This window comes from Streptomyces sp. NPDC020965, from assembly GCF_044333555.1.
Lineage (GTDB): Bacteria > Actinomycetota > Actinomycetes > Streptomycetales > Streptomycetaceae > Streptomyces.
Genome location: NZ_JBIRRE010000009.1, coordinates 291,249 through 316,164 on the forward strand (window position 1 = coordinate 291,249; position 24,916 = coordinate 316,164).

Here is a 24,916-nt window from a genome sequence, read left to right on the forward strand (position 1 = left end):
AGGCACCATCGGCGACGGCCACAGGACTCCGAAACCGCTTCCGTCCACCAAACACGCGGTGATGAATGTCACGCCCGGAAACATATTGGAGGGGCCCTGTATAAACGCGATTGGGGGAGCCGGATAAACCCGGCTCGCGCGGTCCGAGTTCCCTTCGCTATTCAAAAAACACGGACCGTACACGCATCAGTTCACGGGCGTGATGAGTGTACGGAGAAATCCGAGGTCCACTTCTTCCAACGACCGCACCACGACCCGGCCGGCGGCGGGGGCGATCGGGGCCACGGACGGGACGGCGACCACCCGGCAACCCGCCGCCTCGGCGGAGGCCACCCCGGTCGCCGTGTCCTCGATGACGGCGCATCTCGCCGGCTCGGCGCCGACCCCGCGCGCGGCCACCAGATAGGGATCCGGGTGGGGCTTCGTCCGCGGCACCTCGTCACCGGCGACCGAGAGCGCGAAGTTCTGCGGGCCGAGTGAGGCCAGCACCCGGTCGATGATGCGGCGGTGGGAGGCGGAGACCAGCGCCGTGGGCACCCGGTGGGCGGCCAGCTCGGCGAGCAGCCGCGCGGCGCCCGGCATCAGCGGGACACCCCCGTCGATACGGGCTTCGAAGCGGTCGTTGAGCAGCACGGTCAGCTCGGGGAGGGTGATGTCGGCGCCGGTCGCCTCGATGAGATAGCCGGCGCTGCGCGTCATCGGACCGCCGACGACCACATCGCGCCATGCCTCGTCCAGCTCGTGGCCGAGCTCCGCGAAGACCGCCCGCTCCGCGTCCCACCAGAAGCCCTCGGTGTCCACGAGGGTGCCGTCCATGTCGAGGAAGACGGCCTGGAGGGCGGAGCGATCCGCCGAACGGGTCAAGGACGCGGGGACCGTACTGGTCATCGGCACACCTCCGGGAGGGACGAGAAGGCCGGCCACCTGTCCCCGCGGCTCTTCCCGCGGGGACAGGCGACCGGCCTGCGTGGGACCGACCAGTGTACGACCGGTTGGCCGAAAGTGCCTCTGGATATGGCCGGGGCCCCTGGGAGCGCTGGCGACAAGGGCACCGGGGGCACCGGGGGTACCGGTGGTGACCGGGGGTACCGGTGGTGACGCGCCGTGCCGGGCGGTCAGCGGGCGTTGAAGTACTTGGCCTCGGGGTGGTGGATGACGATGGCGTCGGTGGACTGCTCGGGGTGGAGCTGGAACTCCTCGGAGAGTTCGACCCCGATCCGCTCCGGCCGCAGCAGTTCGGCGATCTTCGCCCGGTCCTCCAGGTCGGGGCAGGCCCCGTAGCCGAGGGAGAACCGCGCGCCCCGGTACTTCAGCGCGAACATGTCCTCCACGTCCGCCGGGTCCTCGCCGCCGTAACCGAGTTCACCGCGGACCCGGGCGTGCCAGTACTCGGCGAGCGCCTCGGCGAGCTGGACGGAGAGCCCGTGCAGTTCGAGGTAGTCGCGGTACGAGTCCGACGCGAACAGTTCGGCGGTGGCCCCGCCGATCCGGGAGCCGACGGTGACGACCTGGAGGCCGACCACATCGGTCTCGCCGGATTCCTCCGGGCGGAAGAAGTCGGCGAGGCAGAGGCGCCGGCCGCGGCGCTGGCGGGGGAAGGAGAAGCGGGTGCGTTCGGAGCCGTCCTCGTTGAGGAGGATCAGGTCGTCGCCCTTGGAGACGCAGGGGAAGTAGCCGTAGACGACGGCGGCCTCCAGGAGGTTGCGGGTGTGGAGCTGGTCGAGCCAGCCGCGCAGCCGGGGCCGGCCCTCGCTCTCGACCAGCTCCTCGTAGGAGGGGCCGTCTCCCGCGCGGGCCTGCTTGAGTCCCCACTGCCCCTTGAAGAGCGCGCCCTCGTCCAGCCAGGACGCGTACTCCTTGAGCTGGATCCCCTTGATGACGCGGGTGCCCCAGAACGGCGGGGTGGGCACCGGGTTGGTGGTGGAGACGTCGGAGCGCGCGGCGCCCTCCTCGGGCCGTTCCTCGATCACGGTGGCGGCGGTGGCCCGCACCCGGCGCTGCTTCAGTTCGGGGAGCACGGCGCCGGGGACGCCGCGCTTGACCGCGATCAGGGCGTCCATCAGGCGCAGTCCCTCGAACGCGTCGCGGGCGTAGCGGACCTCACCCTCGTAGATCTCGTGCAGGTCCTGTTCGACATAGGCCCGGGTGAGGGCGGCGCCGCCGAGGATCACCGGGTAGTCGGCGGCGAGTTTGCGCTGGTTGAGCTCCTGGAGGTTCTCTTTCATGATCACCGTGGACTTGACCAGCAGGCCGGACATCCCGATGACGTCGGCGCGGTGTTCCTCGGCGGCCTCCAGGATCGCCGACACCGGCTGCTTGATCCCGAGGTTGACCACGTTGTAGCCGTTGTTGGAGAGGATGATGTCGACCAGGTTCTTGCCGATGTCGTGGACGTCCCCGCGGACGGTGGCGAGCACGATGGTGCCCTTGCCCTCGGCGTCCGACTTCTCCATGTGGGGTTCGAGGTAGGCGACGGCGTTCTTCATCACCTCGGCGGACTGGAGCACGAACGGGAGCTGCATCTGTCCCGATCCGAACAGCTCGCCGACGACCTTCATGCCCTCCAGGAGGGTGTCGTTGACGATCGCCAGGGCCGGCCGTTCTTCGAGTGCCGCGTCGAGGTCCTGTTCGAGGCCCTTCTTCTCGCCGTCGACGATCCGGCGCCGCAGCCGCTCCTCCAGGGGCAGCGACAGCAGCTCCTGGGCCTTGTCCTCCTTCATCGACTTCGTGTTGACGCCCTCGAACAGCTCCATCAGCCGCTGGAGCGGGTCGTACCCCTCCGCCCGGCGGTCGTAGATCAGGTCGAGCGCGGTGGTGACCTGTTCGTCGTCGAACCGCGCGATCGGCAGGATCTTCGACGCGTGCACGATCGCCGAGTCCAGGCCCGCCTTCACGCATTCGTCCAGGAAGACGGAGTTCAGCAGGATGCGCGCGGCCGGGTTGAGGCCGAAGGAGATGTTCGACAGTCCGAGGGTGGTCTGCACGTCGGGGTGGCGGCGCTTCAGCTCGCGGATCGCGCCGATGGTGTGGATCCCGTCCTTGCGGGACTCCTCCTGGCCCGTGCAGATGGTGAAGGTGAGGGTGTCGATGAGGATGTCCGACTCCAGGATTCCCCAGTTCCCGGTGAGGTCGTCGATGAGGCGTTCGGCGATGGCGACCTTGTGGTCCACGGTCCGCGCCTGGCCCTGCTCGTCGATGGTGAGCGCGATCAGGGCGGCGCCGTGCTCCCGCGCCAACTCGGTCACCTGCGCGAACCGGGATTCCGGCCCGTCCCCGTCCTCGTAGTTGACCGAGTTGAGGACCGCCCGGCCGCCCAGCTTCTCCAGCCCGGCGCGGAGCACGTCGACCTCGGTGGAGTCCAGCACGATCGGCAGCGTGGAGGCGGTCGCGAACCGGCCGGCCAGCTCCTCCATATCGGCGGCGCCGTCCCGGCCGACGTAGTCCACGCAGAGGTCGAGCATGTGGGCGCCCTCGCGGATCTGGTCCCGGGCCAGCTCCACACAGTCGTCCCAGCGGGCCTCCAGCATCGCCTCGCGGAACTTCTTGGACCCGTTGGCGTTGGTCCGCTCGCCGATCGCCATGTACGCGGTGTCCTGCCGGAACGGCACCGTCTGGTAGAGCGAGGCCGCGCCCGGCTCGGGGCGCGCCGTCCGCTCGCCGGGGGTCAGGCCCCGTACCCGCTCCACGACCTGCCGCAGGTGCTCCGGCGTCGTACCGCAGCAGCCGCCGACCAGCGAGAGGCCGTACTCCTGGACGAAGGTCTGCTGGGCGTCGGCCAGCTCGGGCGCCGTCAGGGGGTAGTGGGCGCCGTCCTTGCCGAGGATGGGCAGACCGGCGTTGGGCATGCAGGACAGCGGGATGCGGGAGTGCCGGGCCAGGTACCGCAGGTGCTCGCTCATCTCGGCCGGGCCGGTGGCGCAGTTCAGGCCGATCATGTCGATGCCCAGCGGCTCCAGGGCGGTGAGGGCCGCGCCGATCTCCGATCCCAGCAGCATCGTGCCCGTGGTCTCCACCGTCACCGAGCAGATCACCGGCAGATTCAGCCCGGAGACCTCCAGCGCCCGGCGCGCGCCGATGACGGCGGCCTTGGTCTGGAGCAGGTCCTGGGTGGTCTCCACGAGCAGCGCGTCGGCGCCACCCGCGATCATGCCCTCGGCGTTCTCCTGGTAGGCGTCCCGCAGTGCGGTGTACGGGGCGTGGCCGAGGGTCGGGAGTTTGGTGCCGGGACCCATCGAGCCGAGCACCCAGCGCTGCTGTCCGGTCGCGGCGGTGAACTCGTCGGCGACCTCGCGGGCGATCCGCGCCCCCGCCTCCGACAGCTCGTACACCCGCTCGGGGATGTCGTACTCCCCCAGTGCCGCCAGGTTCGTCCCGAAGGTGTTCGTCTCCACGCAGTCCACGCCGACCTCGAAGTAGGCCGCGTGGACGGAGCGCACGATGTCGGGGCGGGTCACATTGAGGATCTCGTTGCAGCCTTCGAGGTTCTCGAAGTCCTCCATGGTCGGATCCTGCGCCTGGAGCATCGTCCCCATCGCGCCGTCGGCGACGACGACGCGGGTGGCGAGGGCTTCCCGGAAGGCGTCGATCCGGGCCCGGTCGGCCAGTGGGGTATCGGTCCGGCGGTCGGCGGAAGAGGCTGAGGGGGTCGGCAACGAGGCCATGGAATGCGCTCCCTGGGATGCGACGGCTGTCGGCTTTGCGCCCTCCAGTGGGAGGGGGCACGGTGCCAGGGTAGCCGGGCGGGCCGCCGTTGGAACGGGTGCGTCCCACGGGACGGACACCGTGACGGTCGCGCCACCCCTGCGCGGATTCCTGGAGTATGTTCCGGTTCGCCTGCTGGGGTGTCCCTTGGGGTTCAGCGAACCCGTCCGGCGCGAGATACTCACTCGACAGTGCCCATGGTCGGCATCGACCGATAGTGTTCAGCATTGTCGAACAGCGTGGGAGAGGGCCGATCAGATGGCGAAAAGCATCCAGTCGCTTGAGCGCGCCGCGGCGATGCTGCGACTGCTCGCGGGCGGAGAGCGCCGGCTGGGCCTGTCGGACATCGCGTCGTCCCTGGATCTGGCGAAGGGCACGGCCCACGGCATTCTGCGCACCCTCCAGGCAGTGGGCTTCGTGGAGCAGGACGCGGCCTCCGGGCGCTACCAGTTGGGCGCGGAGCTGCTCCGGCTGGGCAACAGCTATCTGGACGTGCACGAGCTGCGCGCCCGTGCCCTGGTCTGGACGGACGATCTGGCCCGGTCCAGCGGCGAGAGCGTCCATCTGGGGGTACTGCACCAGCACGGTGTGCTCGTCGTCCACCATGTGTTCCGGCCGGACGACAGCCGGCAGGTGCTGGAGGTGGGCGCGATGCAGCCGCTGCACTCCACCGCCCTGGGCAAGGTGCTGGCGGCGTACGACCCGGTGGCGCACGCCGAGGCCGTCGAGCTGGAGCGGGAGGCGTTCACCGGGCGCACCGTGACCGGTCTGGACGAGTTCGAGGCCGTGCTCGACCACACCCGGGCGCGCGGCTGGGCCACGGACGTGGAGGAGACCTGGGAAGGCGTGGCCGCGGTGGCGGCGCCCGTCCACGACCGGCGCAGGATGCCGGTGGGGGCGGTCGCGATCACGGGCGCGGTGGAGCGGGTCTGCGAGGGCGGGGAGCTGCGGTCGGAGCTGGTGGCGGCGGTACGGGAGTGTGCCCGCGCGGTCTCCCGCGATCTCGGCGCCGGCCGGTTCTGACCCCCTGGGCACCCTGGGGGCGGGGCGCGGAGGGTACGGGGCCGAACCGCCGCCACCAGCTCCGGCGCGGCCCGGCGCGCCCTTCTGACCGCCGGTGAGGGCGCCCCGCCGCCCCGACCGTACGCCCCGACACTCACCCACTGCGCGCGCACCCGCACCCGTACGCCCCGACACACATCCACCGCACCCGCGCCCGTACGCCCCGCGCACCCGCACGCGCCCCTTGCCCGCGCGCGCCCCTCCGTGGCCCGGACGCCCCCCGGCCGCCCCTCTCGCGCCGGGCGGTTCCGTCCGGCCTGGCGCATCATCGATAACGATCCGGTTTTCGGACAACACGGCTCTTGACGTCGTGTTAACCAGGGATAAAACTGCCGTTCATCGGTCGGCATTGTCGAACACCTACCGGAAATACGCGTTAGAGTGTGGCAAGCGCCAAGGGCCGACAACGCCCTCACGTGAGGGCGCGGATCACCCGGCTGAGGCCCCGGGATCCGCCTTCCCCTGGACGAAGGACAAAGGAGTCGCGGTGTCCAGCTCCGACATCTTTATCGGCGAGACGATCGGCACAGCCGTTCTGATCCTGCTGGGTGGTGGCGTTGTCGCCGCCGTCACCCTCAAGAATTCCAAGGCGCGCGGCGCCGGATGGGTGGCCATCACCTTCGGGTGGGGCTTCGCGGTCATGACCGCCGTCTATATGACCGGCTTCCTCTCCGGAGCCCATCTGAACCCCGCGGTCACCCTCGGCATCACGATCACCAACGGTGGCTGGGGCGACGTCCCCTTCTACCTCGCGGGTCAGATGCTCGGCGCGATGATCGGCGCCACCCTGGTCTGGATCACCTACTACGGCCAGTTCCAGGCCCATCTCACCGATCGCGCGATCGTGGGCGACCCCGCCGACAAGCCCCTGGAGGGCCCGCACAGCGGTCAGGCCGCCGGTCCCGTGCTCGGCATCTTCTCCACCGGCCCGGAGATCCGGGTCGTCTGGCAGAACCTCGCCACCGAGATCATCGGCACCGCGGTGCTCGTCCTCGCGGTGCTCACCCAGGGACTCAACGCCGACGGCAACGGCCTGGGCACCCTCGGCGCCCTGATCACCGCCTTCGTCGTGGTCGCCATCGGTCTCTCGCTCGGCGGCCCGACCGGTTACGCCATCAACCCGGCCCGTGACCTCGGCCCCCGTATCGTCCACGCCCTGCTGCCGCTGCCCAACAAGGGCGGCTCCGACTGGGGCTACGCCTGGATTCCCGTCGTGGGCCCGCTGACAGGATCAGCGCTCGCCGCGGGTATCTATCAGCTCGCGTTCGCCTGAGGCGATCGTGAACCCACGCCGTGAACTCACGCCGTACCGGCACAGTCGTATCCCCATCGACCTCAGCAGGAGCACACCGTGACAGACGCACACACGTCGGGACCGTTCATCGCGGCCATCGACCAGGGCACCACCTCCAGCCGCTGCATCGTCTTCGACAAGGACGGCCGGATCGTCTCCGTCGACCAGAAGGAGCACGAGCAGATCTTCCCGAAGCCGGGCTGGGTGGAGCACGACGCCGTAGAGATCTGGACCAACGTCCAGGAAGTCGTGGCGGGCGCCATCGCGAAGGCGGGCATCACCCGTGACGACGTGAAGGCGATCGGCATCACCAACCAGCGTGAGACCACGCTGCTCTGGGACAAGAAGACCGGCCTGCCCGTCCACAACGCCATCGTCTGGCAGGACACCCGTACCGACGCCCTCTGCAAGGAACTGGGCCGCAACGTCGGCCAGGACCGCTTCCGCAGGGAGACCGGCCTGCCGCTGGCGAGCTACTTCGCCGGGCCCAAGGTCCGCTGGCTGCTCGACAACGTCGAGGGCCTGCGCGAGCGCGCCGAGCGCGGCGAGATCCTCTTCGGCACCATGGACTCCTGGGTCATCTGGAACCTCACCGGTGGCGTCGACGGCGGTGTCCACGTCACCGACGTCACCAACGCCTCGCGCACCATGCTGATGAACCTCTACACCATGAAGTGGGATCAGAAGATCCTCACCTCCATGAAGGTACCGGCCGAGGTGCTCCCGGAGATCCGTTCCTCGTCCGAGGTGTACGGGCTGGCCAAGGGCGGCGTCCTCGACGGCACCCCGGTCGCCTCCGCGCTCGGCGACCAGCAGGCCGCCCTCTTCGGCCAGACGTGTTTCGCCGAGGGCGAGGCCAAGTCCACGTACGGCACCGGCACCTTCATGCTGATGAACACCGGCGAGACGCCCGTCAACTCGTACAACGGGCTGCTGACGACCGTCGGCTACCGGATCGGCGACCAGAAGGCGGTCTACGCCCTGGAGGGGTCGATCGCGGTCACCGGTTCGCTGGTGCAGTGGATGCGCGACCAGATGGGCCTGATCAAGTCGGCCGCCGAGATCGAGACGCTGGCCAGCTCCGTCGACGACAACGGCGGCGCGTACTTCGTGCCCGCCTTCTCCGGCCTGTTCGCCCCGTACTGGCGCTCCGACGCCCGCGGTGTGATCGCCGGTCTGACCCGCTACGTCACCAAGGCGCACATCGCGCGCGCCGTCCTGGAGGCGACCGCCTGGCAGACCCGCGAGATCACCGACGCCATGACGAAGGACTCCGGCGTCGAGCTGACCTCGCTCAAGGTCGACGGCGGCATGACCTCTAACAACCTGCTGATGCAGACCCTCTCGGACTTCCTGGACGCCCCCGTGGTGCGCCCGATGGTCGCCGAGACGACCTGCCTCGGCGCGGCGTACGCCGCCGGACTGGCCGTGGGCTTCTGGCCGGACACCGACGCGCTGCGCGCCAACTGGCGCCGCGCCGCCGAATGGACCCCGCGCATGGACGCCGACCGGCGTGAGCGCGAGTACAAGAACTGGCTCAAGGCCGTCGAGCGGACCATGGGCTGGCTCGACGAGGAAGACTGACGAGGAGTATCGACCATGACCACCCTGCAGAGCGTCCCCGCCCTGGGGACGCACCCGGCCTACGGCTCCCTCCCGAGCCGCGCCGAGACGAGGGAGCAGCTCTCCAAGGCGACCTACGACCTTCTGGTGATCGGCGGCGGCATCCTGGGCATCTCCACCGCCTGGCACGCCGCGCAGTCCGGGCTGCGGGTGGCTCTGGTGGACGCCGGCGACTTCGCCGGCGCGACCTCCTCCGCCTCCTCCAAGCTGCTCCACGGCGGTCTGCGCTACCTCCAGACCGGCGCGGTGAAGCTGGTGGCGGAGAACCACTTCGAACGGCGCGCGGTCTCCCGCGAGGTGGCCCCCCACCTCGCCAATCCGCTGACGTTCTACCTGCCCGTCTACAAGGGCGGACCGCACGGCGCGGCGAAGCTCGGCGCGGGCGTCTTCGCCTACTCGGCGCTCTCCGCGTTCGGTGACGGCGTCGGTCATGTCATCAGCGCGGCGAAGGCGCGGCGTGATGTGCCCGAGCTGCGTACGGAGAACCTGAAGGCCGTCGCCGTGTACGGGGACGACCAGATGAACGACGCGCGGATGGCACTGATGACGGTCCGCGCCGCCGCCGAGGCGGGCGCGACGGTCCTCAACCACGCCGAGGTGACCGGACTGCGGTTCACCAGCGGCCGGGTGACGGGCGCCGAGCTGAAGGACCGTACGGACGGTACGGAGTTCGGGGTGACGGCCCGTCTGGTGCTCAACGCGACCGGCCCGTGGGTGGACCACCTGCGCCGGATGGAGGACCCGAAGGCGGCCCCGTCGATCCGTCTCTCCAAGGGCGCGCACCTGGTGCTGAAGCGCACCTCGCCCTGGAAGGCCGCGCTGGCGACCCCGATCGACAAGTACCGCATCACCTTCGCCCTCCCCTGGGAGGACATGCTGCTGCTCGGTACGACGGACGAGGAGTACGAGGGCGACCCGGGTGACGTCGCGGTGAACGAGAAGGACACCGCGCAGATCCTGGACGAGGCCGCGTACTCGATCCGCGACCAGCAGTTGTCGCGCGATCTGATCACCTACTCGTTCGCCGGTCTGCGGGTGCTGCCGGGTGGCCCCGGCGACACCTCGAAGGCCAAGCGGGAGACGGTGGTGTCCGAGGGCAGCGGCGGGATGCTGTCGGTGGCCGGCGGCAAGTGGACGACGTTCCGTCATATCGGCCGTACGGTGATGAACAAGCTGGCGGCGCTCCCCGGGCAGCCGCTGGCCGAGGACATGGAGCCGATCTCCCGGCTGCCGAAGAAGCTGCCGCTGCCGGGCATAGCCAACCCGAACGCGGTGGCGCACCGGCTGCTGGTCGACGGCGGCACGCCGGGTCCGCGGATGGCGGCGGACACCGCGCGCCATCTGGCGACCCACTACGGTTCGCTCGCCTTCGACATCGCACGGCTCGCCAACGACGACGCGGCGCTGGCGGAGCGGATCCACCCGGACGCCCCGGAGATCTGGGCGCAGGTGGTGTACGCGCGTGACCACGAGTGGGCGGAGACCGCGGACGACGTGCTGCGTCGCCGTACGACGCTGACGATCCGGGGTCTGGCGACTGACGAGATCCGGGGACGGGTGGAGGGGCTGCTCGGCGAGCGGTCCTGATCCCCCGGCCGCGGTTCCGCGGCCGATCTCGCATGATGTGGGCGGTCCTTCGGGGCCGCCCACACTGTTTGCCCGGCCACCTGGGGAATCCGCGGCCCGGCCCCGTCTTGGACGAACGGCACGTGACGCACCCGCCGGGTTCACCCGCGCGTGCGGAGGGCTGCGGACGGGTACCCCGTAAGCCGTAAGGTTGGAGGGTACGAAAGGGAACTTCGGAAGGAGGCACTGGGTGATCGAGCTCGAGGGGGTACCCGAGCTGATCGACCCGGTCATGGTGGCCGCGTTCGAGGGTTGGAACGACGCCGGCGACGCCGCCTCCACAGCGGTCGCACACCTGGACCGGGAATGGAAGGGCGAGGTGTTCGCGGCGCTCGACGCCGAGGACTACTACGACTTCCAGGTCAACCGGCCGACGGTGTGGCTGGACGGCGGTGTACGGAAGATCACCTGGCCCACGACGAGGCTTTCGGTGGTCCGCGTCGGCGGTGAGAAGCCGCGTGACCTGGTGCTGGTGCGCGGCATAGAGCCGTCCATGCGCTGGCGTTCGTTCTGTAACGAGATCCTCGGATTCGCCCATGAACTGGGCGTGGAGATGGTGGTGATCCTCGGCGCGCTGCTCGGGGACACTCCGCACACCCGGCCGGTGCCGGTCAGCGGCATCACGTCGGACCCCGATCTGGCCAGGACGATGGACCTGGAGGAGACGCGGTACGAGGGGCCCACGGGCATCGTCGGCATTCTGCAGGAGGCGTGCACACACGCGGGCGTGCCCGCGGTGAGTCTGTGGGCGGCGGTGCCGCACTATGTGTCGCAACCGCCCAACCCGAAGGCGACACTGGCGCTACTGAATCGGCTGGAGGATCTGATCGGTCTGCGGATCCCCCAGGGCGAACTGCCCGAGGACGCGCGGGCCTGGCAGTTGGGCGTGGACCAACTGGCCGCCGAGGACAGCGAGGTGGCGGAGTACGTGCAGACGCTGGAGGAGGCGCGGGACACCGCGGAGCTTCCCGAGGCGTCGGGTGAGGCCATCGCCCGCGAGTTCGAGCGGTATCTGCGGCGGCGGGACGGGGGCCCCGGCAGCGGTCCGGGGCTCGCGACCGACGGCGGGGAGGGTTCCTACCTGAGGGATCCCGCCGGCGGTCTGAACAGACCGCCGAAACCGCCGCGTTCGGAGCCGAGGACGGGTACGGATCCGGACGCCGACCCGGCCACGGACTCCGACCGGCCTGCTGCGGAGCCGGAGGCGGCACCGGAGCGATCGCCGGACCCGGGTCCGGACCCGGCGTCGGGACCGGCATCCGGACCGGATTCGGATTCGGATTCGGCTGAGAAACCCGGACCGGATCGCGACCGGGGGCGGGGCTCACGACCGGCGTCCGGGCCGGGCGGACCCCCCGGCCCGGACGGGCCGGGAGATTCCCCGGACGACTGAGTGCGCGGCGGTGCCCCCCTCCCCTCCCAGGAAGGGGGGCACCGCCGCGTGGGGCTCGGCCCCGAAGCCTCGCACCGGACGGGCCGGGGCCTCGTCGCCCGTGGTGGTAACGGAACCCGGACCACCGGACGTGGTGAGCGGCACGCCCCGCCGCTCGGGAGCGGCATCCGGGTCGGCGCACGGTCGGCCCTGACCCCGATCACCGGGTGATCGGCGCACGCCCCACCGGGAAGCCTCCGACGGATCCGGCCGGGGGGCCGTCCGCCCCGGCACCGCGGCCTCGCTCACCGGGGCACAGCGGGCTCAGTGGGGCTCAGTGGGCCCTTCGCCCGGAACACACGCGGGTGCCGGGCGGTCAGACCGCCCGGCACCCGTTCCGTCGTGTGGTGTATCCCCGCCAGGTCCTGCCCTGGCGATCTTCGAGGTCAGCCCGCGGCCTCAGATGCGTGGGGCATGCCCAGGCCCGCACGGGCCGAGGCATGGGGCCTCCCCAGGCCCCCACGGGCCGAGGCATGGGGCCTCCCCAGGCCCCCACGGGCCGAGGGGACGTGCCGTACGTCCCGTCGCCCCCCCCGACACATCGCCCGGACAGGGCCTACAGGGCGACCCCCAGCAGGGCGTCGACCGCCCGGGACACGAGACCGGGAGCGCCCTCGTCCGTACCTCCGGCGCTGCGCTGGAGCGCGGCCCAGCGGTCGACGGCGGCGAGGGCGGTGGGTGCGTCGAGATCGTCCGCGAGGGCGGTACGGATCTCCTCCAGCAGGGCGTCGGCGGACGGCCCGTCGGGACGGGACACCGCCGCGCGCCAGTTCGCGAGCCGTTCCTCGGCGTCCCGGAGGATCCGGTCGGTCCACTCCCAGTCGGCCCGGTAGTGGTGCGAGAGGAGGGCGAGGCGGATGGCGGCCGGGTCGACCCCGTCGCGGCGCAGGGTGGAGACGAAGACCAGGTTGCCCTTGGACTTGGACATCTTCTCGCCGTCCAGCGCCACCATGCCGGCGTGGACGTATGCCTGGGCGAAGGGGTGCTCGCCGGTGAGGGCCTGGGCGTGCGAGGCGCCCATCTCGTGGTGGGGGAAGGTGAGGTCGGAGCCGCCGCCCTGGATGTCGAAGCCCATGCCGAGGTGGTCCAGGGCGATGGCCACGCACTCGATGTGCCAGCCGGGCCGGCCGCGGCCGAGGCTGCCGCCGTCCCAGCTCGGCTCGCCCTCGCGGGCGGCCATCCACAGCATCGGGTCGAGCGGGTTCTTCTTGCCGGGGCGCTCGGGGTCGCCGCCGCGCTCGGCGGAGAGGATCCGCATGGCCTCGGCGTCGAGGTGGGAGACCTCGCCGAAGTGCGGGTCGGCCTCGACGGAGAAGTAGGTGTCGCCTTCGAGTTCGTACGCGGCACCGGCGTCGCGGAGCCGTTCGACCAGCGGGACGATCCCCGGTATCGATTCCACCGCGCCTATGTAGTGGCGCGGCGGGATCATCCGCAGGGCGGTCATGTCCTCGCGGAAGAGTGCGGTCTCGCGCTCGGCGAGACGGGTCCAGTCCTGTCCGTCGCGGAGTGCGCGCTCCAGCAGGGGATCGTCGATGTCGGTGACGTTCTGGACGTAGTGGACCTGCCGCTTGGTGTCGAGCCACACGCGCTGAACGAGGTCGAACGCGTTGTAGGTCGCCGCGTGACCCAGGTGGGTCGCGTCGTACGGCGTGATGCCGCAGACGTAGATACGGGCGACGGGACCGGGGGCGAGGGTGAGCGGTCCACCGGTCGCGGTGTCGTGGATCCGGAGGTCGCGGCCCTTGCCAGGCAGGGCGGGGACCTCAGAAGCGGGCCAGGCATACATGGCTTGAGCGTAACCGGACGGAGTATCCGGATACGAACCGGATCACGCCGGTTGGCTGGTTGTGCGGTCTTGCGGTGTGCATCGCGGATGTGCATCGCCCCGTACGTGCGGGTGCGGACGCCCCCGGCCCGGGGCCTTGGACGAGCGCCCGGGGCCTGGGCGGGGGCATCGGGCCGAGGGATCGGGCCGGGGGATCAGACCGGGGGCCAGGGGATCGGGGGCCACTGCCCCGACGGCTCCGGATGCGTCCTGGTCTCCCGCAGCCCGGCCACCCGCGCCCGTACGGCCGTCACCTCGGCGGCCGTGAGCAGTTCCGCCAGCCGGGTGACGAGCGGCCCGCCGTCGGCCAGCGCGGCGGCGAGCGAGTCCAGGGCCGACACCGCCTCCGCCGTCAGCGGCTCCCCCGCCCAACCCCACAGCAGGGTCCGCAGCTTGTCGTCCACGTTGAAGGTGACCCCGTGGTCGATGGCGTAGAGCGCGCCGCCGGGCGCCGGCAGCAGATGGCCGCCCTTGCGGTCGCCGTTGTTGATGATCGCGTCGAGCACCGCCAGCCGCCGCAGCCTGGCGTCGTCGGCGTGCACCAGCAGCGCGGTGCGCCCCTCGCCCACCTCGGCGAGACCGACCGCCTTCCAGCCGTCGGCCGGCTCCTCGTCCTCGACCAGCGCCAGCAGGGACCCGGCCGGGCCGGGGTCGGTCTCGATCCAGAGCTGGACCATGCCACGGCCGTAGGGCCCGTCCCGCAGGACGGTGGGCGGCACCAGACCCCAGCCGAGCGCCTCGGAGATCTCGTAGGCGGCCACCTCGCGCTGCGCCAGCGTCCCGTCCGGGAAGTCCCACAGGGGGCGCTCACCTGCGACCGGCTTGTAGACGCAGGAGGCGTCCTCGCCCTCGTACGAGACCGAGCAGAACAGCACCGCGTTGGACGCCTCCCGGACCCGGCCGCGTACGGTCAGCTCACCTCGGGCGAGCAGGTCCAGCGAGGTCAGACTCCCCGGCGGTATCCGTTCTGGCGCGGGCATACGTGTCCTTCCGGGTCGAGGGGCAGGCTGCACAGCGGGCAGGGGGGCCGGCCGGCGTTCACCACGTCCAGCGCGCGTTTGGCGAAGGCCCGCGCCTGCGCGCCGGTCAGCCGGACGCGCAGCATCGGTGGGCCGTTCTCCTCGTCCTGGAGCAGTCGCTCCTCTGCCTCCGCGAGATCCTCCTCGGAATCCGCGTCCAGCTCGACCAGGGCCTGCGCCTCGACGATCATGCGCTGTTCCTCGCCGTCCCAGGCCAGGGCCATGGTCCCGACCCGGAACTCCTCCTCGACGGGGGCGTCCAGCGGCGCCGTGTCCGCGACATCGGCGGGCGCCACGGCCGGGACCGGGGCATTGCCCCCGGTGCGGCGCACGACCTCGTCCAGCAGCTCGTCGATCCGCTCGGCGAGCGCGGCGACCTGGGTCTTCTCCAGCGCCACGCTGGTGACCCGGCCCGCCGTCGACGCCTGCAGAAAGAACGTACGGCGTCCAGGCAGCCCGACCGTACCGGCCACGAAACGGTCCGGCGGGTCATAGAGGAACACCTGACGGGGCACGCGCTGTCTCCCTCGAATCCTTGGAAATGCTCAACAATCTCAACAACGCTCGACCGTGCGCGCCCCCTCTCCGCCGCCTCGGCCCTGGCGGGGGTCGGCGTCGATCAGGGGTGCATGGCCGCCGATGACCGTGGCTCGGACGGCATACGGACTTTCGGCCCGTCCACCCTACTGCTCAGCGCGATCACGGGGCGCCCGAGCCGCCCCCGACGACCGCCGCACCGTCCGCGCCCCGGTCGCCGCCGCCGCGCGGCGCCAGTGAACCGAGGTCGCCGGTGTCCCCCAGCCGCAGAAGAAATGGGCGGGTCCGGGTGTAACGGATCGCTGTCACGGAACACGGTTCCACATGGATCCGCTGAAACAGATCGAGATGTATGCCGAGCGCGTCAGCGACGATCGCCTTGATGATGTCCCCGTGGGAACACATCAGATAGGCGGCGTCCTCGCCGTGCTCGGCGTCCACCCGGGCGTTCCACTCCCGTACGGCGTCCACGGCCCGCGCCTGCATGGCCCGCATCGACTCGCCGCCCGGGAAGACCGCCGCCGACGGATGGTTCTGGACGACCTCCATCAGCGGGTCGTCGGCCAGCTCGCGCAGCTTGCGCCCCGACCAGTCCCCGTAGTGGCACTCCCCGATCCGGTCGTCGGTGCGCGGTTCGAGTTCGCGGCGGGCGTCCAGCAACGGTCGCAGCGTCTGCGCGCAGCGTTCCAGCGGGCTGCTGACCACGGCGGCGAGCGAGACATCCGCGAGGCGTCCGGGCAGACCGGCCGCCTGCGCGGCGCCGCGTTCGTCCAGATGGACGCCGGGGGTCCAGCCGGCGAGCACCCCCGCGGTGTTGGCGGTCGAGCGTCCGTGGCGTACGAGGATGAGGGTGGCCATGTCCGCCACCCTAGGGCGTTTCCACGGGGACGGGCCGGATCAGGGGGCGTGATCCAGCGGGAGCACCCCGGGCGCGGGCGCGTGGTGACGTGCGCCGGGTCGGCCCGCGCGGAAGAATGCGCGCCGTGATCGTGGACCGCGCCCTCTACCGAGACGGGCGCCGCACCGAGGGACCGGCGGACTTCTCCGACGCGCTCGACAAGGCCAGGAAGGACGGCGACGCCTTTCTGTGGCTCGGGATGCATGAGCCGACGGAGGAGGAGTTCGCACTGGTCGCGAGCGAGTTCGGGCTCCATCCGCTGGCGGTGGAGGACGCGCTGCGGGCGCATCAGCGCCCCAAACTGGAGGTCTACGACGACTCCCTGTTCGTGGTCCTGAAGCCAGTGGTGTACGAGCCGGAGAGTGACACCGTCACCACGGGCGAGCTGATGCTCTTCATCGGCGACTCGTTCGTGGTGACGGTCCGCCACGGGGAGGGCTCCCCCCTCGCGGCCGTGCGCAAGCGGCTGGAGGCGGAGCCCGAGGTGCTGACGCACGGGCCGACATCGGTGCTCTATGCGGTCAGTGACGCGATCGTGGACCATTACATCGAGGTCGCCGGGGAGCTCCAGGTGGATCTGGAGGAGATGGAGGCGGAGGTCTTCGCGCCGGACGGCGGGTCGAGCGGCTCGGACCGCCCGACGGCGGAGCGGATCTACGTCTTCAAGCGGCAGGTGCTGGAGTTCCGCCGGGCGAGCGGGCCGCTGGCAGGCCCGATGACCCGGCTGGCGGGCGCGGGCGTGCCGTTCGTGCACGATCGTTCTCAGCCGTTCTTCCGCGATGTCAGTGACCATTTGACACGTGCCAATGAGCAGGTCGAAGGTCTGGACCGGCTGCTGTCGGACATTCTGGCGGCCCACCTCGCCCAGCAGGGCGTCCGGCAGAACGACGATATGCGGAAGATCTCGGCGTGGGCCGCCATGGCCGCCGTGCCGACCCTGGTCGCCGGGGTGTACGGGATGAACTTCGAGCACATGCCCGAGTTGGGGTGGGTCTGGGGCTATCCGGCCGTGATCTGTCTGATGGCGGGCGTGGTCTACGGGCTGTTCCGGCAGTTCAAGCGGCGGGGATGGCTCTGAGCGGTCCGCGGGCGGTCAGAAGGCGGGGGCGGCCGTCGGCGGACCGTCGAGGGCGCCCTGTCGCTCCGGGGGCTTCAGGCTGATCATCCGGTGCCAGCCGCCGACCCGCTCGTAGGCGTACATCGCGCGGATACCGGTGGCCAGTGCGGCGGACTTGGCCCGGGGCCAGTGCAGCAGGCGGCCCATGTGCGCCATCACGGCGAGGCTGACATCGCGGTAGACCCTGATCTCGGCGAGGGCGCTCTGGCGCAGGACGCGTTGGATGGCGCGGCCGTGGCCGGCCGCGGCGAGGCGCAGGAGTTCCTCGTGACAGTAGGCGAGGTGGTTGTCCTCGTCGTGGCCGATCATCCTGATGGCCCGGCCGACCTCGGGATGGTCGCCGAAGTACCTGACCAGCATGTCCATCTGGTCGGCCGCCCGCTGCTCGGTGACCCTGCTGTGGGCGAGATAGACGACGATGTCCTCCTCGGTGAGGGGCTCGTCGCGGCGGAGCTTCTCATGGGTGAGGCCGATGCCCTGACGTTCCAGGAGCATGGTGTAGTCGGCCTCGGGCGGGACGGGTACGGGTTCGAGACCGCGCTTCTTGAGCAGGGCCTGGAAGATCCGACCGTGTTTGTCCTCGTCGGCGCCGTGCCGGGTGATCTTCGGGGCGAGCGTGCTCATGCTCTCCGGCACGAGGGCGGCGATCCGGGCGTTCTCCCAACCGCCCTGGGCCTCGCCGCTGGCCGCTATGGAGCAGAAGAGCCGGTAGGAATCGTCGTTGTCGATGATTTCCTGGAAGAGATTCCGGGCCGAGAGCATCACTGCCACCTCCTGAGGGCGTCCGCCAGAACGAGTCAAATGCGGCACGCGGACGGCGGCAACAGGGGGCTCGGCCAAACTCCGCCGTTCGGCGGAGAACGCTCCGGAGTCGGCCAGTAACCGGACGGTCCCGGCGACGTTGTACGCGTGACGGCCGTGGCGGGGAGGCACCCCGAGCCCCCACCACGGCCGTGGAGCCCCCGCCTGGGGGCCCTTCCGAGGGAGGGGCCCCCAGGCCCGTGCGCTCAGGCCAGTCCGGCGCGCTCCATGGCCGCGGTACCGGCGCGCAGCGAGGCGAGCCGGTCGTCGAGGGAGAATCCGGCCGGGGCGAGGGTGAGGGTGGTGACACCGGCCGCCGCGTACGCCTGCATCCGTTCGGCGATCCGCTCCACCGGGCCCAGCAGGGTGGTGGAGTCGATCAGCTCCCGGGGGACGGCCGCCGCCGCGCCCTCCTTGTCGCCGGCGAGGTACTTGTCCTGGATCTCGGCGGCCTCCTTCTCGTATCCCATCCGCCGGGCGAGCTGGTTGTAGAAGTTCTGCTTGCGGCTGCCCATGCCACCGACGTACAGGGCGGTGTACGGGCGGAACATGTCGGCGAGCGCGTCGATGTCGTCGCCGATCGCGAGGGGCAGGGTGGGGCAGACGTCGAAGCCCTCCATGGTCTTGCCGGCCTTCTCCCGGCCCGCCCGCAGGTGCCGCAGGGCGGTGTCCTCCAGATGGTCGGCTGAGGGGAAGATCAGCAGGGCGCCGTCGGCGATCTCGCCGGTCTGTTCCAGGTTCTTGGGGCCGATCGCGGCGATGTAGAGCGGAATGTGCTCGCGCTGGGGGTGGACGGTGAGCTTGATCGGCTTGCCCGGCCCGTCCGGCAGGGGCAGGGTCCAGTGCTCGCCCTCGTACGAGAGCCGCTCGCGGGACATCGCCCGGCGGACGATCTCGACGTACTCACGGGTGCGGGCGAGCGGCTTGTCGAACTTCACCCCGTACCAGCCCTCGGAGACCTGGGGGCCGGAGACGCCGAGGCCGAGGCGGAAGCGGCCGTTGGAGAGGGAGTCGAGGGTGGCGGCGGTCATCGCGGTCATCGCGGGCTGCCGGGCCGGGATCTGGAGGATGGCGGAGCCGACGTCGATGCGTTCGGTGTGGGCGGCGACCCAGGCGAGGACGGTGGGGGCGTCGGATCCGTACGCCTCCGCGGCCCAACAGACGTCGTAGCCGAGCTTGTCGGCCTCCTTGGCGACCGCGAGATTGTCGCCGTCCATCCCCGCACCCCAGTAGCCGAGGTTGATGCCGAGCCGCATAACCGCTCCCCTTACTGATCAGTAACGTCGCTGTTCCGGGGACTCTAGCGCGGGCGCCCGTGATCCGTCAGGGGGCGGGGGCCGGGGGACGGTTGTCCACAGGCTCTCTCGGGGGCGTCCCCCGGCCAGTAACCTCAGCGCTCATGGAGCAGAGGCATCTCGGCCGTACCGGCCTGCGCGTGTCCCGGATCGGACTCGGCACCCTGACCTGGGGCCGGGACACCGATGAGCATGACGCGGCGGACCAGCTCAAGGCGTTCTGGGAAGCGGGTGGGACGCTGGTCGACACCGCCGATGTCTACGGGGGCGGGGAGGCGGAGTACCTCCTCGGGCAGTTGGTCGAGCGGCTGGTCCCCCGGCGCGATCTCGTCGTGGCGACGAAGGCGGGCAGCGTGCCCGATCCGGATCGCCGTTTCGACGGCTCGCGCGGACATCTGCTCGCCGCGCTGGACGAGTCGCTGGCACGGCTCGGTACGGACTACGTGGATCTGTGGCAGGTCCACGCCTTCGATCCGGCGACGCCGCTGGATGAGACCCTCCAGGCGCTGGACATCGCGGTGAGCAGCGGCCGGGCGCGCTATGCGGGCGTGTCGAACTTCTGCGGCTGGCAGCTCGCCAAGGCGGCGACCTGGCAGCTCGCGGCGCCGGGCGTGCGCACCCGGCTGGCCAGTACGCAGATGGAGTACTCCCTGTTGCAGCGCGGGGTGGAGCGCGAGGTGCTGCCCGCCGCGCTGGATCTGGGGGTGGGGCTGCTGCCGTCGTCACCACTGGGGCGGGGGGTGCTGACGGGGAAGTACCGGCACGGGACCCCCACGGGCTCCCGGGGGGCCTCGGAGATACTGGGGCCGTTCGTCGAGCCGTATCTGGACGAGACGGCGGACAGTGTCGTCGACGCGCTGCTCACGGCGGCGGACGGGCTGGCCGCGACGCCGCTCCAGGTGGCGCTGGCGTGGGTGCGGGACCGCCCCGGAGTGGTGGCGCCGATCGTCGGCGCGCGCAACGCGCAGCAGCTCGCGGCGGCGTTGTCGGTGGAGGCGCTTACGCTTCCTGACGAGATCTGCCAGGCGTTGGACGATGTGTCGGCGCCCGTGCACCGCTATCCCGACCAGGACTGGAGCACGCTGTGACCGCGCCTTCCCGGGGGCCGAACCCCGATTCCCCGGCCGAGGAGCCGACCCCCGCCGCCTCCGTCGAGTCGCCGGAGGGCTCCGACGACCCGGCGTCGGCCGTTCCCGAGCCGACCGTTCCCGAGCCGACCGCGCCGGGGGACGCCACGACGGCCGAAGTCGGCACGCCGGAGGCCCCCGTCGAGGGGGCGGCCGACGGGGTCGGCTCCGAAGACGGGGGCACCGCCTCCGTCGGGTCGCCCGAGTCCCCCGACGGGCACCCGGGCGACCCGTCGGAGGATCCCGTGACCGACCTCCCCGACACGACCGACGTCCCTGACCCCGCGGCCACGAGCACCGCCGTCACCGGGGAGGCTGACGAGCCGGGTCAGCCGGAGGGCACGGAAGCCACTGGATCCGCGGCAGCCGGTGCCGACGACGCACCCGTCGCCCCGGATGGCGCCGAGGGCGCCGCCACCGTCCCGTTGTCGGAGACCGAGGCGGAGCTGGCGGCCCAGCGGGAGACGCTGGCCCGGATCGAGGCGCGGAAGGCGGCGAAGAGCGGGCCCATCGAGAGCGGAAGCAGGCTGAGCGGCAAGGCCGCCGATCTGCTCGCGGCGGTGCGGGCGGTGGAGAGCGGCGAGAAGGCGGACAGCGTCTTCTTCGACGCCCCCGCGCCCGAGCGGCCCGCCCCCTCGGTGACCGGGCGGCCGACCACCCCGGCGCCCGAGCGGCCCACCGTGCCGGCGCCCGGCGCCCCCGTCTCCGTAGCCCTCGTCCGGGAGGTGCTGGCGGCGGGTGGCGCGCCCGACGCGCTCGCGGTCCAGGTCGCGGATGTGCTCGGGGAGCAGGCGGCGGACATCCTCCGCGAGGACCCGTGGCAGTTGCTCTCGGTGCCGGGGGTCCGGCCCGAACAGGCCGACGGTTTCGCCCGGGCCCTGCTCGGCGGCGGTTGCGGCCCGGACGACGAGCGCCGGACGGCCGCCCTGATCACCTGGCGGCTGGAGAGCGCGGCCCGGCAGGGGCATACGGCGCTGGACTCAGCCGCCGTACGGAGTGCGCTGGCGGAGCGTTCGGTGCCCGATCCGGACGAGGCCCTGCTGCGGGCCGTCGCCGACGGCGTCGTGCTGCTCTTCCAGGACGGCGCGGAGGATGCGGCCGAGGCCGCCGACGGCGCGCCGGACGACGCCACCGAGGACGCGGCGGAAGCCGAGCGGGAGGCCACCCCGCCGCCCGTTCCGGTGCTGCTGGGACTCGACCGGTACGCCCTGGCCGAGGAGAGCCTCGCGGACGGTCTCGCGCGGCTCGCCAAGGCGGGCGCCGATGACCGCTGGGCGGGTGCCGAGCCCACCGAGCTGACCCGCGCGGTGGCGGCGAGCGGTCTGGTGACCCATACGGGCGGCGAGGCGGCGAGCGCCGAACCGGTCGCGCTGGCCGAGACCGCGGGCGGACTGGGCCTGCGGGCGGTCGTCGCCGTGCACAGCGAGTGCGGTGGACCGGCCAGCGGTCCGGCCGTGGTCACCGTCGCCGCTCTGCTCGCCGGCACCCAGGGACCCGGTCGGGATCCCGAGGGCGCGCTGGCGCTGGATCTGCTGGTCGTGCTGGACGCGCCGCAGCTCGATGTGGAGAGCGCGGCGATGCTGGTCGAGTCGATGCCGGACGGCAGCCGGCTGGTGCTCAGTGGTGACCCCGGTCGGCTGGGTTCGGCGGGCGCCGGGCGGGTCTTCGAGGATCTGCTGGCGGCGAAGGTGTGTCCGCGGATCGTCTCCCGGACCCCGGACCCCGGCCCGATCGGCGAGCTGGTCTCCGGCATCGGAATCGGCGAGCTGAACGCGGTGGACGCGCCCCGCAAGGAGGTCGTCATCGTCCCGGTGCGGGACGCGGGCGAAGCCGTCCACCGGACCGTGCAGCTCGTCGCCGATTCGGTGCCACGGGCGATCGGCGTGCCGCCCGAGCAGACGCAGGTGATCACCGTGGGGCACGGCGGCTCCGCGGGCACCCGCGCGCTGAACGCGGCGCTCAAGCAGCGGCTGAACCCCGGTCCTGGCCGGTTCGGCGGCTTCGACCCGGGCGATCGGGTCGCCTACACACCGGCCCCGGGCCGTACCGTGCCGGGCACGGTCGTCTCGGCGGACGCCGAGGGCCTGCGGCTGGACTGCGCGGGCGGTGCCGGGGTGACCGTGCCGAAGGACCGGGTCGAGTCCGCGGTGCGGCACGGCTGGGCGCTCACCGCGCACCAGGCGGTGGGGATGCGCTGGCCGGCCGCTGTCGTGGTGCTGCCGGGGGACGCGGCGGGCGGGTTGAACCGCCCGTGGGTGTACACCGCGTTCGGCCGGGGCGAGCGCCATCTCTCCGTGGTGCACGGCGTGGACCAGGCGCTGCCGCGCGCCGTCACGGAGATCCCGGCCCCGGAGCGCACGACGCGGCTGCGCCCGCTCCTCGAAGGGCTGCTGGCCCCGACGCCGTGACCACGCACGGACGCGCACCGTGACGACACACGGACGAGGTGCGTGACCACGCGCACGGACGAGGCCCTGTCGCCGGGACACCAGGTCCGGGCGACAGGGCCTCTCCTGTCCGGAGCGCGGCCGGTCAGTGCCCCACTTCGTCGAGGTCGTCCAGCTCCTCGCCCAGCTCGTCCTCGTCGAAGACGGAGCTGACGTCGAAGCGGCAGACGACCCGCTGGGGGTCCACCTGCTCGAAGGGCGCGCTGAGCCATTCACCCGGCTCCGGGAGGTCCTCCGCGGCCGAGACCCAGAGCGTGGAGTCGCCCTCCTCCAGCCCGAACTCCTTCTGTCTGGACGAGATCTCGTCCGGCTCGTACTCGCCGAAGAGCACCCCGAGCGCGCCGTGCACACTGGCGGCGGCGGTCTGGGCGCCCGACCGGCCGACGTCCTCGGGCTCGGCATCGCTGACCCGCCGCGCCTGCGCGAGCAGCCGCTCGGGCTCCACCACCGCGTAGTCGCGGCGGATGAGGACGCTGAGGGCGTTCGGTTCCTCCGGGCCCGCGTAGGCCGGGAGCGTCTCGTCCGCGCCCGGGATCTCGAAGGGTGTGACCTCGTCATAGCGGTCGTAGAGGCGTTCGTCGTACGCCTCCGCGGCGACGGCGAGCGTGTTGAACGCCTCGTAGACGGCCGGGTCGTCCTCTCCCGTGCGATTCTCGACCGCCGCGAGGTGACGGTCCAGTGCGGCTTTGACCGCCTCGGCGGCGGCACGTACCTCGGCGGCGGTGGGCTGCGCAGCATCAGACATAGTGCAGACGCTATCCGTACCGGGCCGGTGCCCGCACAATAGATGCGATGCCGGAATACGAATTTGTCGACGTGTACGTGCCGCGCGGGATCCCCCGCGGAGAAGCGACACGACTGCTGACCGATCACGCCGAGTACGGACACTGGGAGTTGGACCGACTGACACTGCACCGCGACGGAAGCCGCCGGGTCCGCCTGCGCCGGCGCATCATCCGTCAGGTGCGCGCCACCTGGTGAAGAACGCGGAGAGGGCCCTGCCTCGGCAGGGCCCACCCATGTCGTACCACGTGGTACGGGAGTGCCGTGCTCAGGCGGCGGAGCGAGCGCGGCGGTAGAGAACCGCACCCGCCAGCAGCATGCCGGCGCCGGCCGGGATGATCAGGCCGAGCGAGTCGGTACCCGTCATCGCCAGCTCGTCATCGGCCTCGGCCCGGGTGTCGCCCTGCGCGGCGAGGTCGCTCGCCGACCGGTCGTCCGCCGGGGTGGCGGGGGTGCCGGGAGTGCGGGCCTCGCCCGGCAGGTCGGGGCCGCCGGTCCGGGGGTTACCCGGCTTCACGGGGGTGCCCGTACCGGGCTTGCCGGGGCCGGGCTTGCCCGGGGTGCCGGGCTCGACGGGCGGGTTGCCGATCGGGGTGACGGGCGACGAGACCGAGGCACAGTCGTTGCCGAAGGTCGGGTTGAGCAGACCGACGACCGAGACGCTGTTGCCGCAGGCGTTCACCGGAACGCTGACGGGGGCCTGGACCGCGTTCCCGGAGCCGACGCCGGGCGAGTGGCTCGCTCCCCCGGTGGCCTGCGCGCCGCCGCCCGTGGCGCCCGGCTGCACAGCCGGGCTCGTGTGGGAGCCGGGGCCGGCCTGCGAACCGGAACCGGCGTGCGAACCGCCCGGCTGCGCGGGCTTGAGCGGCCTGGCGCCCGCGGACGTGTTGGCGCAGTTGTTGCCGAACGCCGGGTTGAGCAGACCGACCACATTGACCGAGTTCCCGCACGCGTTCACGGGGACGTTGATCGGGACCTGGACCGAGTTCCCGGAGGCGACACCCGGTGAGTGCGAGGCCCCTCCGTGCGCGCCGGCGTCCGCCTGCGCGTAACCGCCACCGCCGAGGGCGATGGCCCCGCCCGCGGCCGCCATGGTGATCAGGCCCTTGCGAGTGAATTGTCGCATGGGTTAATTCCCTGCCTTCTTCAGGAATACCTGGAATGCATCCGGGGCCGTTCGCCCGGGAGCGGAAATGCCGGGCGGTGCCCGGGCGCGGGGCCCCCCCCCCCCGCCCCCCCCCCGCCCCCCCCCCGCCCCCCCAGGGGCGGGGGGGAACCCCACAAAATTTGAGGCACGGGGTTGCACAGCGTGGGGTTTTAAGACCCACC

At 71.7% G+C, this 24,916-nt stretch carries 19 protein-coding genes; 9 read left to right on the forward strand and 10 right to left on the reverse strand.

Features of this window, described 5'->3' with window-relative positions:
• Window positions 1-186 precede the first annotated feature (186 nt).
• Both ACH4S7_RS26525 and metH read right to left on the reverse strand, forming a co-directional pair.
• Window positions 187-888 (reverse strand): HAD family hydrolase, encoded by a 702-nt coding sequence (locus ACH4S7_RS26525; RefSeq protein WP_398523797.1) that lies wholly within the window; start codon window positions 886-888, stop codon window positions 187-189.
• Window positions 889-1,115: 227 nt separating this feature from the next.
• Complete coding sequence (gene metH, locus ACH4S7_RS26530; RefSeq protein ID WP_398523798.1) at window positions 1,116-4,661, reverse strand: methionine synthase; 3,546 nt, start codon at window positions 4,659-4,661, stop codon at window positions 1,116-1,118.
• Between the two features lie 298 nt (window positions 4,662-4,959).
• Here metH and ACH4S7_RS26535 point away from each other — a divergent pair, with 298 nt between their 5' ends.
• The 5 genes from ACH4S7_RS26535 (at window position 4,960) to ACH4S7_RS26555 (ending at window position 11,699) form a co-directional block, all read left to right on the forward strand.
• Window positions 4,960-5,724, forward strand: coding sequence for an IclR family transcriptional regulator (locus ACH4S7_RS26535; protein ID WP_398523799.1), 765 nt, complete (start codon window positions 4,960-4,962; stop codon window positions 5,722-5,724).
• A 526-nt stretch (window positions 5,725-6,250) separates the two neighbouring features.
• On the forward strand, window positions 6,251-7,036 hold the full coding sequence (locus ACH4S7_RS26540) for an MIP/aquaporin family protein (protein ID WP_398523800.1): 786 nt from the start codon (window positions 6,251-6,253) through the stop codon (window positions 7,034-7,036).
• Window positions 7,037-7,114: 78 nt separating this feature from the next.
• Window positions 7,115-8,641, forward strand: a complete 1,527-nt coding sequence (gene glpK, locus ACH4S7_RS26545; RefSeq protein WP_398523801.1) for a glycerol kinase GlpK — start codon at window positions 7,115-7,117, stop codon at window positions 8,639-8,641.
• A gap of 15 nt (window positions 8,642-8,656) precedes the next feature.
• Complete coding sequence (locus ACH4S7_RS26550; protein ID WP_398523802.1) at window positions 8,657-10,267, forward strand: FAD-dependent oxidoreductase; 1,611 nt, start codon at window positions 8,657-8,659, stop codon at window positions 10,265-10,267.
• A gap of 229 nt (window positions 10,268-10,496) precedes the next feature.
• Window positions 10,497-11,699, forward strand: coding sequence for a PAC2 family protein (locus tag ACH4S7_RS26555; protein WP_398523803.1), 1,203 nt, complete (start codon window positions 10,497-10,499; stop codon window positions 11,697-11,699).
• A gap of 595 nt (window positions 11,700-12,294) precedes the next feature.
• On the opposite strand, the gene mshC is transcribed toward ACH4S7_RS26555, so the two are convergent.
• From mshC to ACH4S7_RS26575, 4 genes are all read right to left on the reverse strand, one after another.
• Entirely contained in the window at window positions 12,295-13,524 is a 1,230-nt protein-coding gene (gene mshC, locus ACH4S7_RS26560; RefSeq protein ID WP_398523804.1) for a cysteine--1-D-myo-inosityl 2-amino-2-deoxy-alpha-D-glucopyranoside ligase, read from the reverse strand.
• A 194-nt stretch (window positions 13,525-13,718) separates the two neighbouring features.
• Complete coding sequence (locus ACH4S7_RS26565; RefSeq protein WP_398523805.1) at window positions 13,719-14,543, reverse strand: SCO1664 family protein; 825 nt, start codon at window positions 14,541-14,543, stop codon at window positions 13,719-13,721.
• A complete protein-coding gene (locus ACH4S7_RS26570) occupies window positions 14,507-15,097 on the reverse strand; it encodes a DUF3090 domain-containing protein (RefSeq protein WP_398523806.1) in 591 nt (196 codons plus the stop codon). The genes ACH4S7_RS26565 and ACH4S7_RS26570 overlap by 37 nt, the downstream gene beginning before the upstream one ends.
• A 184-nt stretch (window positions 15,098-15,281) precedes the next feature.
• A complete protein-coding gene (locus ACH4S7_RS26575) occupies window positions 15,282-15,977 on the reverse strand; it encodes a histidine phosphatase family protein (protein ID WP_398523807.1) in 696 nt (231 codons plus the stop codon).
• Between the two features lie 116 nt (window positions 15,978-16,093).
• Between ACH4S7_RS26575 and ACH4S7_RS26580 the strand changes: the two genes are divergently transcribed.
• Window positions 16,094-17,095, forward strand: a complete 1,002-nt coding sequence (locus ACH4S7_RS26580) for a magnesium and cobalt transport protein CorA (protein WP_398523808.1) — start codon at window positions 16,094-16,096, stop codon at window positions 17,093-17,095.
• A gap of 15 nt (window positions 17,096-17,110) precedes the next feature.
• Here the strand turns inward: ACH4S7_RS26580 and ACH4S7_RS26585 are convergent, their stop codons facing one another.
• Both ACH4S7_RS26585 and ACH4S7_RS26590 read right to left on the reverse strand, forming a co-directional pair.
• Window positions 17,111-17,896, reverse strand: coding sequence for a ferritin-like domain-containing protein (locus tag ACH4S7_RS26585; protein WP_398523809.1), 786 nt, complete (start codon window positions 17,894-17,896; stop codon window positions 17,111-17,113).
• 245 nt (window positions 17,897-18,141) lie between these two features.
• On the reverse strand, window positions 18,142-19,191 hold the full coding sequence (locus ACH4S7_RS26590) for an LLM class F420-dependent oxidoreductase (protein ID WP_398523810.1): 1,050 nt from the start codon (window positions 19,189-19,191) through the stop codon (window positions 18,142-18,144).
• A gap of 143 nt (window positions 19,192-19,334) precedes the next feature.
• Here ACH4S7_RS26590 and ACH4S7_RS26595 point away from each other — a divergent pair, with 143 nt between their 5' ends.
• Entirely contained in the window at window positions 19,335-20,318 is a 984-nt protein-coding gene (locus ACH4S7_RS26595; protein WP_398523811.1) for an aldo/keto reductase, read from the forward strand.
• The gene (locus ACH4S7_RS26600; protein WP_398523812.1) at window positions 20,315-22,765 is read left to right on the forward strand and encodes a helix-hairpin-helix domain-containing protein; all 2,451 of its coding nucleotides are present in this window, start codon (window positions 20,315-20,317) and stop codon (window positions 22,763-22,765) included. Before ACH4S7_RS26595 ends, ACH4S7_RS26600 begins: the two co-directional genes overlap by 4 nt.
• Before the next feature lie 124 nt (window positions 22,766-22,889).
• Here ACH4S7_RS26600 and ACH4S7_RS26605 read toward each other — a convergent pair whose 3' ends face one another.
• Complete coding sequence (locus ACH4S7_RS26605; RefSeq protein WP_398523813.1) at window positions 22,890-23,549, reverse strand: hypothetical protein; 660 nt, start codon at window positions 23,547-23,549, stop codon at window positions 22,890-22,892.
• Window positions 23,550-23,596: 47 nt separating this feature from the next.
• Here ACH4S7_RS26605 and ACH4S7_RS26610 point away from each other — a divergent pair, with 47 nt between their 5' ends.
• Complete coding sequence (locus ACH4S7_RS26610; RefSeq protein ID WP_398523814.1) at window positions 23,597-23,785, forward strand: DUF5703 family protein; 189 nt, start codon at window positions 23,597-23,599, stop codon at window positions 23,783-23,785.
• A 70-nt stretch (window positions 23,786-23,855) separates the two neighbouring features.
• Here ACH4S7_RS26610 and ACH4S7_RS26615 read toward each other — a convergent pair whose 3' ends face one another.
• Window positions 23,856-24,713: a chaplin gene (locus ACH4S7_RS26615; protein WP_398523815.1), complete on the reverse strand. Its 858-nt coding sequence runs from the start codon at window positions 24,711-24,713 to the stop codon at window positions 23,856-23,858.
• Window positions 24,714-24,916 lie beyond the last annotated feature (203 nt).

Coding starts and splice junctions, on each gene's coding strand:
- ACH4S7_RS26580 (WP_398523808.1), top strand. CDS start 16,094: ATGCGCGCCGTGATCGTGGACCGCGCCCTCTACCGAGACGGGCGCCGC.
- ACH4S7_RS26535 (WP_398523799.1), top strand. CDS start 4,960: ATGGCGAAAAGCATCCAGTCGCTTGAGCGCGCCGCGGCGATGCTGCGA.
- ACH4S7_RS26590 (WP_398523810.1), bottom strand. CDS start 19,191: ATGCGGCTCGGCATCAACCTCGGCTACTGGGGTGCGGGGATGGACGGC.
- ACH4S7_RS26550 (WP_398523802.1), top strand. CDS start 8,657: ATGACCACCCTGCAGAGCGTCCCCGCCCTGGGGACGCACCCGGCCTAC.
- ACH4S7_RS26605 (WP_398523813.1), bottom strand. CDS start 23,549: ATGTCTGATGCTGCGCAGCCCACCGCCGCCGAGGTACGTGCCGCCGCC.
- metH (WP_398523798.1), bottom strand. CDS start 4,661: ATGGCCTCGTTGCCGACCCCCTCAGCCTCTTCCGCCGACCGCCGGACC.
- ACH4S7_RS26595 (WP_398523811.1), top strand. CDS start 19,335: ATGGAGCAGAGGCATCTCGGCCGTACCGGCCTGCGCGTGTCCCGGATC.
- ACH4S7_RS26585 (WP_398523809.1), bottom strand. CDS start 17,896: ATGCTCTCGGCCCGGAATCTCTTCCAGGAAATCATCGACAACGACGAT.
- ACH4S7_RS26610 (WP_398523814.1), top strand. CDS start 23,597: ATGCCGGAATACGAATTTGTCGACGTGTACGTGCCGCGCGGGATCCCC.
- ACH4S7_RS26525 (WP_398523797.1), bottom strand. CDS start 888: ATGACCAGTACGGTCCCCGCGTCCTTGACCCGTTCGGCGGATCGCTCC.
- mshC (WP_398523804.1), bottom strand. CDS start 13,524: ATGTATGCCTGGCCCGCTTCTGAGGTCCCCGCCCTGCCTGGCAAGGGC.
- ACH4S7_RS26575 (WP_398523807.1), bottom strand. CDS start 15,977: ATGGCCACCCTCATCCTCGTACGCCACGGACGCTCGACCGCCAACACC.
- ACH4S7_RS26565 (WP_398523805.1), bottom strand. CDS start 14,543: ATGCCCGCGCCAGAACGGATACCGCCGGGGAGTCTGACCTCGCTGGAC.
- ACH4S7_RS26615 (WP_398523815.1), bottom strand. CDS start 24,713: ATGCGACAATTCACTCGCAAGGGCCTGATCACCATGGCGGCCGCGGGC.